This is a genomic window from Actinoplanes ianthinogenes, assembly GCF_018324205.1.
In the GTDB taxonomy this organism is placed as follows: domain Bacteria; phylum Actinomycetota; class Actinomycetes; order Mycobacteriales; family Micromonosporaceae; genus Actinoplanes; species Actinoplanes ianthinogenes.
Window position 1 is genome coordinate 5,898,816 of record NZ_AP023356.1, and the last position, 13,418, is coordinate 5,912,233.

Sequence of the window (13,418 nt, forward strand, 5' to 3'; positions counted from 1 at the left end):
GTCAGCGCCCCAGCCGGCCGATCGCCGCCTCCACGGCCGCGACCCGGTCGGCGACCAGGGCCACCGCTCCGGCCGCGCGCACCATCGGATCCGCCTCGGTCCCGCCGAGCGCCTGCTCACGCAGGTAACCGGCCTTGACCTCGGCCCACCGCCGGGCCCGGGCGTCGTCGAGGCGGCCGCGGATCTCGGCCAGCTTGAGCAGGTTGGCCTCGGCGCCGCCGGTGAGGGTCTGCGCCTCGCCCAGGTAGTGGTCGTCGAGCACCTGCTCCAGCTCGTCGTCGTTCATCGCCGGCACGATGCGCTCGGCCAGCTTGTTCATGTTGCGATAGGAGCCCTGGAGCTTGAACGGCGGTTCGGTACGGCTCGCGTCGGCCTGCCCGGCCGAGGCGATGTACGCCTGGTTGACCCGCAGCACCACCCGCTGCACCCGCTTCATCATGCGCAGCACGGCCAGGATCTGCTCCAGCTCGGCCGCCGAGTACGGGTACGACAACCGATCGGCCCGCGCCGTCTCGTCCCCCTCGGCCAGCCGCAGCAGCAGCGGCAGGTCACCGCGGTCGCGCGAGGCGAGCGGCGCGAGCACGGTGTTCGCGGTGAGCGCGTTCTCCAGATAGGACAGTTCGAACAGGTCCTCCCGGCCGGCCAGCACGTCGCCCAGGTTCCACACGTCAGCCCGGTTGGCGAGCATGTCCGGGATCCGGAACCGCTTGCCCGACTCGGTGTACGGGTTGCCCGCCATGCACACCGCGAACCGCTTGCCGCGCAGGTCGTACGTCCGGGTCCTGCCGTTCCAGACGCCCTCCATGCGCCGTTGCGCGTCACAGAGCGAGATGAACTTCTGCAACAGCTCCGGGTTGGTGTGCTGGATGTCGTCGAGGTAGAGCAGCACGTTGTTGCCCATCTCCAAGGCCAGCGAGATCTTCTCCACCTCCTGCCGCGCGGTGGCGTCCGGCGCGTCGGCCGGGTCCAGCGAGGTGACGCCGTGCCCCAGCGCCGGCCCGTTGACCTTGACGAAGACCAGGCCGAGGCGGTCGGCGACGTACTCCATCAGGGTGGTCTTGCCGTAGCCGGGCGGGGAGATGAGCAGCAGCAGGCCGGACCGGTCGGTGCGTTTGTCGTCACCGGCCGCGCCGAGCTGGCGGGCCAGGTTGTCGCCGATCAGCGGCAGGTAGACGTCGTCGAGCAGCCGGTTGCGGACGAAGGTGGTCATCACCCGCGGCTTGAACTCGTCGAGGCGGAGCCGGTCGCGTTCGGTGGCGGCCAGGGTGGCCCGCAGTTTCTGGTAGGCCCGGTAGGCCGGCATCCGGACGTTCCGGAAGTCCCGGGTCTGGCCCAGCAGCGCGTCGAGCCGGACCGTCAGGTGGCCGTCGGTGATCCGCGGGTGCACGCCGAGCAGCCCGGAGACCGTCTCGCTGGTGGCGGCGGCCACGTCGTACCGGGTCAGCGTCGTGCCGGTCAGCTCGATCGCCACCGCTTCGTCGAGGTCCGACGTGTCGCCGGAATCCGGCTTCGCCTGGAGAAACGCGCTCAGCCAGGCGTGGGCGAGCTGTCGCCGGGCGACCAGATCCGACTCCAGGGTCCGCAGGTCGTCGGCGAACCGGGCGCCACTGAGCTCACGGTGGAACCGGTCCAGCAGGGTGCGGGCTCCGGCGCCGGTCGCGAAGCCGCGCCCGCCGGCCAGCTCCTCGACCAGGTACTCACCGACCGGCACGCCGGCCGCGGTGTCCAACTCGGACCGCAGCTCGTCCAGCGCCGGCCCGGCCGACCCGAACAACTCCCGGGCCCGGACCAGCGACGAGGCCCGCAGCGTCCAGAGCTTGCGTTGCTCCGCTGTGGTCCGGAAGGCCCAGAACAGCTGCGCCTGCGCCCGGGTGTGCGGGTCGAACCGGAGCAGCCCGGCGGCCGCGTGCAGGCGCAGCAGCGCGTCCAGGATCACCGTGGCGTCGGCGTCGTGGACACCCCGCTCGTACCCCTCGTCGTACCGTGCCTCGGCGGCCCGGCGCACCAGGTCCCGCAACGTGCCCTCGGTCAGCGCGGCGGCCGCGGCCGCCGGGTCGTCGGCGAGGATCGCCGCGGCCAGGTGCTCGGCGCGATACAGCTGCCGGTACTCGGAGATCAGCGGCTGGTCCCAGAACTCCCGGGTCTGCTGGAACCCGGCGTCGGTGACCGGCGCCCGGTAGTCGGTGCCGGTGATCGCGTAGGCCAGCCCGCCGTCGTGCGGGACCAGGGTCAGGTCGATCGCCTGCTCGTTGACCGCGAAGGTGTGCCGGCCCAGCCGGATCCCGCCGTCGCCGAACAGGTCCTGCCGGTCGCGCAGCGCCCGGCCGGCCTCCTGGCGGGCCGCCTTGAGCTGCCCGTCGAGCTCCTCCGCGCGGACCGTGTCGCCGGCCGCCCGCAGCTCCTCGGCGACCGACCGGACCTTGGCCACCATCGGGTCGGTGGCGAAGTACGTGTTGACCTCGTCCGGGTCGCCGAGGGTGAGGATCCGGCGGTGCACCGCGTCCAGGATCCGGCGGGCCGAGTCGGCCAGCTTGTCGGCGCGGCGCGCCCGCTCGTCGAGCAGCGACTGGCGCCGCCCGGCGATCGCCTCGTAGACCTCGGTGCGTTTGGCGGCCAGCCGCTCGCCGAAGTCGTCGACGTCGCCGAACCGGGTCTCCAGGGTCTCCACCTGGGCCATCAGCCGGGCCAGGTGCTCGTCGCAGCGTTCCGGGGTGTCCGCGGCGGCGAGCGCGGCGGACACCGACTGGCCGAAGAGCGCGAACTCGGCGGCGAACGCGGCCCGGCCCTCGACCGCCGCCAGCTCGCGGCGACGACCGTCCAATGTGGCGCGCGCCCGGTTGAGCCCGCCCAGCACCGTGCCGATCTGCTCCAGGATGGACACCCGCACGGTGGCGTCGGCGATCTCCAGACCGCCGACCACCTCGGTGACCACCTGCAACCCGTCGGACTGCTCGGTGATCCGCTCGGCGACCGGCTCGGCCTCGGCGACCGTGCTGATCGCCGCGGCCTGGGCGGCCAGCTCCTCGACGCCGGACTGGTAGTCGGCGAACGCGTCCGGGCGGCGCAGGAACTCGACCGCGCGCCGGGCGGTGTCGTCGGTGGCGGCGGCGAGCGACGCGTCGATCCGGTCCAGCCGGTCGAGGTCGGCGTATCGCATCTCGCGCAGCCCGGCCACCCGGCCGCGTTCGCGCCGCAGCTCGGCGAGCCGGCTCACCCAGCCGCCGGTGGTCGTCGGCGCCTCCGACTCGACCCGCCGGACCAGCGTGTCGGCGGCCGCCCCGGCCTCGGCCAGGGCCTGCTCGGCCTGCTGGGTCAGCGCCTGCACCGCCGCGAACTCGTCGAGCACCTGGGTGGCCGCGGCACGCACCTCGGTGAGCGGCTCGGCGAGGTTTTCCAGCTCGGCGTCGCCGAGCCAGTGGTAGGTGTCGACGGCCCGGGTGCAGGCCGCGATGATCGCCTCGAAGACCGGTCCGGCCGCGGACATCTCGTCGACCATCCGGGTCACCGACAGCGCGTCGGCGATGCCCCGGACCAGATCGGCGTTGCCGATCCGGTCGAGCGGTCCGGTTCCGGCGGGCTGGGCCGCGGCGTGGGCGTCCGAGACGTACGGCGTCTGCCACACCTGCACGGGATGTATCCGTGTCGGCTCGGCGGTGCCGGCCTGGTCGGGGCTGCGCAGCACCACCAGCGTGCCGTCGTCGAAGATCGCGTAGCCGTGCCCGGTGATCGGGGTGGCGACCTCCTTGCGGATCACGTTGTAGGGCAGCAGCAGGTAGCGCCCGGAGCCGGCGTCGTGGAAGACGTGCAGCACGTCCTCGCCGTTCACCGACCGGATCACCCGCTCGAAGGCGAGCCCGCTCGTGTCCTGGTCGAAGGTCTTCGACATCCCGGTGGCCAGGTAGTAGCCGCCGGGGAAGATGACGCCCTGGTCCTCCGGCAGCCGCCGGCAGGCCTGCCCGATCCCGTCCAGGCGCTGCACGTCCCGGGTGCGGGTGTTGAAGATCAGATATCGGTACGCGTTCTCCTGATAGGGCAGGACCCGCAGCAGGATCATCGGCCCGACCCGGGCGTACGAGATCTCCGCGTCGGCGAGGCTCTGCAACGGCTCGTCGACCGGCTCGGAGAAGATGCCCTCGCCGTCCTCGGTGTTGTTCTCCACCTTGACGGTCAGCGTCCCGCCGACCGCCTCGACGAACACCTCGTCCTCGATCGAGACGTGCGGGTGCCGGCCCAGCACGTGCTGCTCGCGGGTGGTGACCGTCCAGGTGAAGTCGTGCGTGGGCGGGAGCACGTGGTCGCGTTCCCCGCGCGCGTCCTGGTAGGCCACCGACCCGTCCAGGCCGACCCGCCAGCGCAGCACCTTGAGGTCGTCGGCGCGCGCCCCGGTCTGGAAGACCGCGAGCAGCAGCCCCTCCACCCGGCGCAGCTGCCGCAGCCGGGTCTCCTTGTAGTAGCGGTACAGCTCGGCGAAGTCCCGCCGGAAGCCGGGATCGTCCAGCAGCCCGGGCACCTGGACCGGCTGGAACTGCCGGTCCACCACGGTGAACACGTCGTCCACCGACGTCTCGGCCTTCATCCCGAGGAACGCGTTGGCGCCGAACAGCAGCGCCTCCCCGGCCGGCGCGACGTCGACCGGCACGCAGTTGTTGCCGGTACGGATCCGTTCGGCGCCCAGCAACGCGGTCTGCTGCGCGCCGAACACCTCGACCCGGCGCGTGTTCAGCGCCTCGGCCCGCGCGCCCAGCTCGCGGGCCTTCGCCGCGAGCCGGGCCCGGAGCACCTCGTAGGTGCCCGCGTCGATGGTCGACTCGGTCACTCAGACCGGTCCTTCTTGTCGGCCTTGATCTGGTTCGCCACCGCCGCGGCCACGCTCAGGTTGGCGACGTCCGCGGTCGACACCGCGCCGGCCACCTTGCGCAGGTCCTCGGCCAGGTCGCCCTCGCCGTTGAGGTAGCGGGCGCCGACGGCCTGGGCCACCGTGCTGTGCTCGATGAACCCGTCGATGCTCTTGCCCAGCGAGATCGAGCCGACCAGCTTGTCGAAGAAGACCGAGTCGCCGCCGACGATGTCGATGTCCGCCTTCTCCAGGCCGGCCGCGACCACCATGGCCTGCGCCTCGGCGATCTCCTTGTGCACGGTGATGCCGGCCAGCCGGATCTCCTTCTCCATCTCCAGCCGCAGGCGGTACTCCTCGTGCGCGCGGGTGACGTCGTCGAGCGTGGCCATCGCGCCGGCCTTCTGCTCCAGACCCTCGGCCTCGCCCTTCAGCTTCTCCTTGATCGCCTCGGCGGCGACCAGCGCCTTCTGCCGCTCGACGGCGGCCTCGGCCAGGCCGGTCTTCTCGATCACCTCGGCCTCGGCGCGACCGGTCTTCTCGATCACCTCGGCGTTGCGCTCGCGGACCTGGACGTCGGCCAGGCCGGCCGCGGCGGTCTCGGCCTGGATGCCCTCGGCCAGGCGGATCTTGGCGCGGGCGTCCAGCTCGGCCGACTGCTGCCGGGCCTCGGCGAGCAGCAGCTGCTCGCGAGCCTTGAACTTGGCCGCGGCCTCCGCGGCCTCGGCCGCCTTGATGTCCTTGACCAGGGCCTCCTGCGCCTCGGCCTCGGCGTTGATGATGACCGCCTGGCGGGTCCGCTCGGCCTCCTCGACGGTACGCAGGCGCTTGATGTTCTCCTCCTGCTCGGCGACCGTCTTCTCCACCGCGATCCGCTCCCGGATCACCTCGGCCATCGACCGCTTCTCGGTCTCGACCTCCTTGTCCTTCGCGATGGTGGACAGCTCGGTCTCCCGCTGCCGGCCGATGACCTCGAGCATCCGGTCCTTCTCGATGCGCTCGGTCTCGATCGCGATGACCCGCTCGCGGTTCTTCTCGGCGACCGCGATCTCCCGGTTCTTGTTCTCCGCCTGCACCCCGAGCTGCTGCTCGGTCTTGATCCGGGCGGCTTCCGAGCGGAGCGTCTCCTCGGCCCGGGCCAGGGCGATCTCGGCCTCCTCGCGGGCCCGGATGGTCTCGATCTCCCGGCGCTGCTTGATCTCCGCGTCCGCCTTGCGGCGCTCCAGCTCGAGGATCGCCTCGCGGGCGTCCACGTCCTGGCGGGTGATCTCCTTCTCCTCGTTGCGCCGGAAGTCGTTGGTGCGCACCGACTCGATCGCGGTCAGCTCGGTGATCTTCCGGATGCCCTGGGCGTCCAGGATGTTCTTCGGGTCCAGCGAGGCGAGCGGGGTCTGCTCCAGGAAGTCGATCGCCGCGTCCTCCAGGCTGTACCCGTTCAGGTCGGTGCCGATCACCTCGATGATCTGGTCCCGGAAGTGGTTGCGCTTGGTGTACAGGTCGACGAAGTCGAGCTGCTTGCCGACCGTCTTGAGCGCCTCGGAGAACTTCGCGTTGAACAGCTCCTGGAGCGTCGTCTCGTTGCTGGCCCGGGCGGTGCCGATCGCCTGGGCCACCTTGATCACGTCTTCGGTGGTCTTGTTGACCCGGACGAAGAAGGTGATCCGGATGTCGGCGCGGATGTTGTCCCGGCAGATCAGGCCCTCACGGCCGGTGCGGGAGATCTCGATGGTCTTCACCGAGATGTCCATGATCTCGGCCTTGTGCAGGACGGGGAGCACCACCGCGCCGGTGAAGGTCACGTCCACCCGGCGCACCTTGGAGACGATCAGAGCCTTGCCCTGCTCCACCTTCCGGAACATCCGGCTGAGGAAGAACAGCACGCCGAGCGCGATCAGTACGACGACGGCGACAAGCACACCGAAACCGGTGGAGACAACGTCCATCAAAGGCCTTTCTTGGCGATATCAGCGGGGACGACCCAGAAGAACTCGCCTTCGGGGTCGACGTCGTAGATGAGGGCGACGGTGCCGGCGGGCAGCTCGTCCGCGCCGGTCTGGCGGACCTGGATGATCGCCGACGAGCCGTCGGGGGAGTGGACCTCGGCCTGGCCGAAGGTCCGGGTCACCCGCCCGGTGCGGATGACGCAGGTCAGGCCGACGAAGTCGGCGCGGGAGGCGGCCGGCCCGGTGGGCAGCAGCCGCCGCAGCGGGATGGCCACCAGCCGGGTGACGATCGCCGCGGCCACCAGGGCGGCGATCGGGATCAGCCAGAGCGGTGCCGGCCCGTGCCACTGCGCGCCCGCCAGCGTGCCGAACCAGGCGAGCGCCACCAGCAGCGAGACGAAGACCGGGATCGGCACACCGAGCAGCGCCCCGTGCCCGTGCCCGTGCTCCGGGTCCGCGCCGCCGACGATCACCACGAGCCAGTAGCCGACCACCAGAATCAGCAACGGCGTCAGGAGAACGGTGGGGAAGCTCAGCGCGGCCTCGACGAATCCGTTCTCCATGGCTCCCTGTCCCCGTTTTCCGTAGCGGTCAACAGGGTGACAGCCGCGGTCAATGGCCGATCCGGCCGGTCCGCCGATGGCGTCGGGAAAGACCGTACCGGTATCCGTATTGAGATGCGCCAATCCGTGATAACCGGCGGTCTCGTTGCTCCGCCGACCGCCGCCGGCGGGCAGGAACGGACGCAACTGCGTGCTCACCGCGGCGTCCCACCCGTCCGGGGCGGGCTACCGATGGGCGCCGGTGGTCCCGCGGAACCGTTACGGTCGCATCCGGCGGCGAGCAGCACCAGCGCCGAAGCGGCCACCAGATGCCGCCGGTCAGCCATTACCGCGCGGCGCGCGCAGGATGATCGACGTGGTCCGGCCACATTCCTCGCCGATCGTCCGGACCCGTTCGAGCACCAGCCAGGGACAGGTTGTCCGGGGATGAGCGTGGCCTTCATCCGGCGATCACCGGGGGAGAGACTTGGCGCATGGATCGGGAACAGCTGGCCCACTTCCTCCGGACCCGGCGCGAGGCGCTGCAACCGGAGGATGTCGGGCTCCCGCGCGGGGCGCGACGGCGGACCGGCGGCCTGCGGCGTGAGGAGGTGGCGGCGCTGGCCGGCATGTCGGCCGACTACTACGGGCGGATCGAGCAGCAGCGCGGGCCGGCGCCGTCCGACCAGATGCTCGCCGCGCTGGCCCGTGCCATGCACCTGAGCCTGGCCGAGCGGGACCACCTGTTCCGGCTGGGCGGGCACCCGGTGCCGCGCCGGTCGCTGCGCGACGACCACATCAGCCCCGGCATGATGCGGATCGTCGACCGGCTGACGGACACCCCCGCCATGGTGCTGTCCCGGCTCGGCGAGACGCTGCGCCAGACGCCGATGGCGGTGGCCCTGTTCGGGGACGAGACCCGGTTCACCGGATTGGCCCGGGCGACCGTCTACCGCTGGTTCACCGACCCGGTGAGCCGGAACGTCTACCCAGAGCGGGACCACCCGAAGCACGGGCGGTACTTCACCGCGAACCTGCGGCGGGCCTACGCGGCCGACCCGGACGGCCGGGCCGGTGAGCTGGTCGCGGCGCTGCTCGCGGTCAGTCCGGAGTTCGCCGCGATCTGGGACGAGCACCAGGTCGGCCTCGCCCACGTCGACCGCAAGACACTGGTCCACCCGCAGCTCGGCGAGCTCGAGCTGTGGTGCCAGAACCTGTACGACCCGGAGCAGGAACAGGCCCTGCTGGTCTTCACCGCGGCGCCCGGGTCGCCCAGTTACGAGAAGCTCCAACTGCTCGCCGCGGTTTCGTAAACCCCCTGCAGACCACGTGGAAAGGGACCACCATGCCCAAAATCGCCCTGATCACCGGCGGCAATCGCGGACTCGGCCGGGCCACCGCCCTGGCCCTGATCGACGCCGGCGTCGAGGTCGTCTACACGCACCGCGGCGACCCGGGGGAGAAGATCGACGCCGTCCCGCTGGAGCTGACCGTCGGCGCGCTCGAGACCTACGACGACTTCGCCGCCGAGCTGCGGCGGGTGCTGCGCGACCGGTTCGGCCGGGAGGACTTCGACTTCCTGGTCAACAACGCCGGGATCGGCGTGCACGCGTCGATCGCCGACACCACCGTCGAGGCCTTCGACGAGCTGCTGAACGTGCACTTCCGGGGCGTCTTCTTCCTGACGCAGAAGCTGCTCCCGCTGATCGCCGACGGCGGCCGGATCATCAACCTGTCGACCGGTCTGGCCCGGTTCACCGGGGACGGCTACGCGGCCTACGCCTCGATGAAGGGCGCCGTCGAGGTCTTCACCCGGTACCTGGCCAAGGAGGCCGCGGCGCGCGGCATCACCGCCAACACGGTCGCCCCCGGCCCGTCGGCGACCGAGTTCGCCGGCGGCATGCTGCGGGACGACGAGCAGGTCCGCGCCGGTCTGGCCAAGGTGATCGCGCTCGGCCGGGTCGGTGAGCCGGAGGAGATCGCCGGCGTCATCGCCGCGATGCTGAGCCACGACACCCGCTGGATCACCGGCCAGCGGATCGAGGCCTCCGGCGGCATGCACCTCTAGGCGACGTCCAGGTCGTTCAGGCGGTTGATCTCGCTGCCCTGCTCGACCGCCGTCTCATTGGCCATTTCGGACAGACGCTGATCCTCGCCGGCGCGCAGCAGATCTCCGGCCATCTGCTGCGCGCCGCGATGATGGGCGATCATCATGGTCACGAAGCGCCGGTCGAAGTCCGCGCCGCGCGCCGCGGCCAGTTCGCTCATCGCGGTGGCGGACTGCATCCCGGGCATCCCGGCGTGATCGTGGCCGGGCTCGCTCTCCGGCTGTTCGCGGTCGCGTAACCAGGCGCGCAGCACGTCGATCTCGGGCTTCTGGGCGGCGCTGATCCGGTCGGCGAGGGCGCGCACCCCGGCCCGCCCGGCCCGGTCGGCGGCCAGCCCGGCCATCGCGACGGCCTGCTCGTGGTGGGCGATCATCATCTGGGCGTACGCCACGTCGATGCCGTTGTAGGTCGACCCGTCCGGCGCTCGCACGTGATCCGAGTCGGTCACGGTGGCGGGCTCTCCGGGTCGCCCCGGCAGCACCACGCGGGCCGGGGGAGGCCCGGGGTCCGGTTCCTCCGGCGCCGGGCGCAGCCCGGCCAGCAGCGCCGTGCCGATCAACGCCACGCCCGCGATTCCCATCCACGACAAGCGATTCATGGATCACCCTCCGGCGGCTATCGTAACCACAGTCATCGATGTCGCTGGCGGTGCGTGCACGCTCACATGTGGTGCCCGCCGGCGGCTCGCAGCCGGAAGGAGCTCCATGAAGCACCTGGCCTCACGAGGGCTGGCCGCTGTCACGATCATGTGCAGCCTGGTGGCCGCCGCGCCGGCCCGGGCCGGCACGACCGCCGTGCCCGGGGTCGACGAGATCGTCAGCAGTCCGAACATCACCCAGGTCGGCCACCTGGACAACAAGACCGGTGGCCCGTTCGCGGCCGAGAACTCCTACAACACCGACTGGGCGTTCCGCGGGAACTACGCGTTCGGCGGCAACTACAACGGCTTCACCGTCTACGACATCGGCGATCCGCGGAACCCGAAGATCGCCACCCAGGTGGTCTGCCCGGGCTCGCAGAACGACCTGTCGATCCACGGCGACCTGCTCTTCGTCGCCACCGACTCGCAGCGCACCGACGACTCGTGCGCCAGCACCGCGGTGCCCGGCAGCGCGCCGGCCGAGACGCCGCGCTGGGAGGGGATCAAGGTCTTCGACGTCCACGACCCGCTGAACCCGCGCTACGTCGCCGCCGTCAAGACCGACTGCGGTTCGCACACCGAGACGCTGGTGCCGGGCAAGGGCCGCGACAAATCGGTTTATCTGTACGTGTCGTCGTACAACCTGTCGGGCGCGAGCGTGCCGAACTGCGCACTGCCGCACGACAAGATCTCGATCGTCAAGGTGCCGCTGAAGAACCCGGCCGCGGCGGCGGTGGTCGCGACGCCGGTGCTGTTCCCGGACGGCGGGTTCGGCGGGGACGAGGACAGCTCGCCGACCACGGGCTGCCACGACATCACCGCGTACCCGCAGCGCGACATCGCGGCCGGCGCCTGCATGGGCGACGGCGCGCTGTTCGACATCTCGAACCCGGTGGCGCCCACGGTGATCACCACGGTCCGGGACACGACGAACTTCGCGTTCTGGCACTCGGCGACGTTCAACAACGCCGGCACCAAGGTGGTCTTCACCGACGAGCTCGGCGGCGGTGGCGGCGCCACCTGCAACCCGACTGTCGGCCCCGACCGTGGCGCCGACGCGATCTACGACATCGTCGGCAAGGGCAAGCGGCTCAAGCTGGAGTTTCGCAGCTACTTCAAGATCCCGCGGGAGAACGCCGCGACCGAGAACTGCGTGGCGCACAACGGCTCGCTGATCCCGGTGCCCGGGCGGGACGTCATGGTGCAGGCCTGGTACCAGGGCGGCATCTCGGTCTGGGACTTCACGAACTCCCGCAAGCCGGTGGAGATCGCGTACTGGGAGCGCGGGCCGCTCAGCACCGAGCGGATGATCCTCGGCGGCTCCTGGTCGGCGTACTGGTACAACGGCCACGTCTACTCCAGCGACATCCAGAAGGGCCTGGACGTGCTGAAGGTCGACGACAAGCGGCTGCGCGGGGCGGACCGGTTCCGGGCCCGGCAGTTCAACGCGCAGACCCAGCAGAACTTCTTCACCTGGTGACGGGGCGGCGCCCGGCCGGTGTCAGCGCACCGGCTGGGCGCCCGCCCTGCGGTCGTGCTTGCGCCGGTACATCGCCGCGTCCGCCTCGCGCAGCAGCCGGTCGCCCTCGCCGGGCAGCCCCGAGGCCACCCCGACGCTGGCGCCCACGCTCAGCCACCGCTCGCCGACCAGCATCGGCTCGGCGACCACCGCGGCGATCCGGTCGGCCAGCTTCGCCGCCTCGTCCGGCCCGGTCGCCGGCAACAGCACCGCGAACTCGTCGCCGCCCAGCCGGGCGGCCACCTCACCGGTGCCGAGCAGCCCGCTCAGCCGCGCGGCGACCTGCACCAGCACCTGGTCACCGGTGTGGTGCCCGTGCTGGTCGTTGATCGCCTTGAAGCCGTCCAGGTCGATCAGCAGCATGCTGATCGCGCCCGGCCCGGCGGCCCCGGCGGCCGCGTCGATCCGGCGTTGCAGCAGCACCCGGTTGGCCAGCCCGGTCAGCGCGTCGTGGCTGGCCTGCCGCTGCAACTCGTCGTGCAGCGCGCGGGTCTCGCTGGCGTCCCGGGCGTTGATCACCACGCCCCGGACGTTCGGGTTGTGGTACAGGTCGGTGCTGATCAGATCCAGCCATCGGTACGTCCCGTCGGCGTGCCGCCAGCGCACCTGCGCCGCCACGCTCTGCCCCGGGTCGGCGAACAGGAGCGCCACGTGCCGGTCCACCGCCGGCAGGTCGTCCGGGCAGGTGCGGTCGTACATCGACGTGCCGACCAGCTCCGCCGGGTCCAGGCCGAGCACCCGCTCGGTGGCCGGGCTGGCGTACCGCACGACACCGTCCCGGGCCACCACGACGGTCAGGTCGGAGGTGTTCTGGACCAGCGCCCGGAACCACTCCCGCTGCTGGTCCAGCTCGGTGAGCAGGCGCTCGTTGTCGCGTACCGCGGAGAGCTGGCGGCACAGCACCAGCGTGGTGATGGCCACCGCGCCGAGCGCGACACCCCAGGTCCGCAGGCCCGGTTCGCCGTCCCGCAGCGAGCACACCAGCAGCACCTGGGTGGCGATCACCGCGAGGTACGGCAACCGGCTGGGCCGGTGCCCGGCCGCCCGGTCCCGGACCGGGCCGGCCGGCCCGGTCTGCCACAACTGGAGCCGCAGCGCGCCCACCATGATCATGCAGGGCACCAGCTGGATCAGGGACATCACGCCGGGCGGCAGGTCGTCGCCGAACAGCACGCCGGCCACCGACGCGCCCAGCGAGGTCCCGGCCAGTCCCAGGCAGGCCAGCATCCCGGCGGTCCGGGTGAACGGCGCGGTGCCACTGAAGATCAGTTTGAGCACGCCGAACGCGATCAGCAGCATCACCGCCGTGGTGGCCGCGGCGGCCCACCGGCCGCCGACGTCGGGGCCGCCCAGTTCCTCGGCGAGCAGGAAATACCAGAGGAAGACCGCGACGCCGGTGAGTACGGTCGCGGCGTCCAGCCAGAGTCGCAACCGTTGCCGGCCCTCGCCGCCGAGCGGATGCCGCAACGTCGCACCGACCGCGATCGTCATGCCGGTCACCACGAAGGCGGTCTGCACCACGCTGACCCGGGCGCTGCCCCCGCCGTACGCAAGGATGGTTTGAAAGCCGTCGCCGACGGCGCTCAGGCCGCAGGCGATGACCACCGCGCGCCAGAATCGGCGGCCCGCCGCCGAGACGTCCGGGTGAGCGGCCAGTCGCGCGGCGACAACGACGTTCAGCAGGTCGAGCACGGTCTGCACGGTCCACGACGTGCCGTTGCCGCCCAGCCCGGTCAGGAACAGCGGGAACAGCAGCAGCGTGGCCGCCACCAGGGCGAGCAGTACGGGGTCGCCGGCGACGGCTGGTCTCCGCATGATCGCTCCCGTCCTGT

Annotated in this window: 8 protein-coding genes; 3 read left to right on the top strand and 5 right to left on the bottom strand. The window is 71.5% G+C overall.

Annotation, left to right across the window (positions count from 1 at the left end; genetic code table 11):
• Position 1 precedes the first annotated feature (1 nt).
• From Aiant_RS26745 to Aiant_RS26755, 3 genes are read right to left on the bottom strand one after another with little or no spacing between them, the layout of a single operon-like run.
• Positions 2–4,816, bottom strand: coding sequence for a DNA repair ATPase (locus Aiant_RS26745; RefSeq protein ID WP_189329577.1), 4,815 nt, complete (start codon positions 4,814–4,816; stop codon positions 2–4).
• Positions 4,813–6,777: an SPFH domain-containing protein gene (locus tag Aiant_RS26750; RefSeq protein WP_189329578.1), complete on the bottom strand. Its 1,965-nt coding sequence runs from the start codon at positions 6,775–6,777 to the stop codon at positions 4,813–4,815. Before Aiant_RS26750 ends, Aiant_RS26745 begins: the two co-directional genes overlap by 4 nt.
• The gene (locus Aiant_RS26755; protein ID WP_189329579.1) at positions 6,777–7,340 is read right to left on the bottom strand and encodes an OB-fold-containig protein; all 564 of its coding nucleotides are present in this window, start codon (positions 7,338–7,340) and stop codon (positions 6,777–6,779) included. The genes Aiant_RS26750 and Aiant_RS26755 overlap by 1 nt, the downstream gene beginning before the upstream one ends.
• Positions 7,341–7,813: 473 nt before the next feature.
• Between Aiant_RS26755 and Aiant_RS26760 the strand changes: the two genes are divergently transcribed.
• Both Aiant_RS26760 and Aiant_RS26765 read left to right on the top strand, forming a co-directional pair.
• The gene (locus Aiant_RS26760) at positions 7,814–8,632 is read left to right on the top strand and encodes a helix-turn-helix transcriptional regulator (protein WP_189329580.1); all 819 of its coding nucleotides are present in this window, start codon (positions 7,814–7,816) and stop codon (positions 8,630–8,632) included.
• A 32-nt stretch (positions 8,633–8,664) separates the two neighbouring features.
• Positions 8,665–9,387, top strand: coding sequence for an SDR family NAD(P)-dependent oxidoreductase (locus Aiant_RS26765; protein WP_189329581.1), 723 nt, complete (start codon positions 8,665–8,667; stop codon positions 9,385–9,387).
• Here the strand turns inward: Aiant_RS26765 and Aiant_RS26770 are convergent.
• Positions 9,384–10,025, bottom strand: coding sequence for a DUF305 domain-containing protein (locus Aiant_RS26770; protein WP_189329582.1), 642 nt, complete (start codon positions 10,023–10,025; stop codon positions 9,384–9,386). The genes Aiant_RS26765 and Aiant_RS26770 overlap by 4 nt on opposite strands.
• 106 nt (positions 10,026–10,131) lie before the next feature.
• On the opposite strand from Aiant_RS26770, the gene Aiant_RS26775 reads away from it, so the two are divergent.
• Positions 10,132–11,547: an LVIVD repeat-containing protein gene (locus Aiant_RS26775; RefSeq protein WP_189329583.1), complete on the top strand. Its 1,416-nt coding sequence runs from the start codon at positions 10,132–10,134 to the stop codon at positions 11,545–11,547.
• 21 nt (positions 11,548–11,568) lie between these two features.
• Here the strand turns inward: Aiant_RS26775 and Aiant_RS26780 are convergent, their stop codons facing one another.
• Positions 11,569–13,401, bottom strand: coding sequence for a diguanylate cyclase domain-containing protein (locus Aiant_RS26780; RefSeq protein WP_189329584.1), 1,833 nt, complete (start codon positions 13,399–13,401; stop codon positions 11,569–11,571).
• Positions 13,402–13,418: the final 17 nt, after the last annotated feature.

Coding starts and splice junctions, on each gene's coding strand:
- Aiant_RS26755 (WP_189329579.1), bottom strand. CDS start 7,340: ATGGAGAACGGATTCGTCGAGGCCGCGCTGAGCTTCCCCACCGTTCTC.
- Aiant_RS26780 (WP_189329584.1), bottom strand. CDS start 13,401: ATGCGGAGACCAGCCGTCGCCGGCGACCCCGTACTGCTCGCCCTGGTG.
- Aiant_RS26750 (WP_189329578.1), bottom strand. CDS start 6,777: ATGGACGTTGTCTCCACCGGTTTCGGTGTGCTTGTCGCCGTCGTCGTA.
- Aiant_RS26775 (WP_189329583.1), top strand. CDS start 10,132: ATGAAGCACCTGGCCTCACGAGGGCTGGCCGCTGTCACGATCATGTGC.
- Aiant_RS26760 (WP_189329580.1), top strand. CDS start 7,814: ATGGATCGGGAACAGCTGGCCCACTTCCTCCGGACCCGGCGCGAGGCG.
- Aiant_RS26765 (WP_189329581.1), top strand. CDS start 8,665: ATGCCCAAAATCGCCCTGATCACCGGCGGCAATCGCGGACTCGGCCGG.
- Aiant_RS26770 (WP_189329582.1), bottom strand. CDS start 10,025: ATGAATCGCTTGTCGTGGATGGGAATCGCGGGCGTGGCGTTGATCGGC.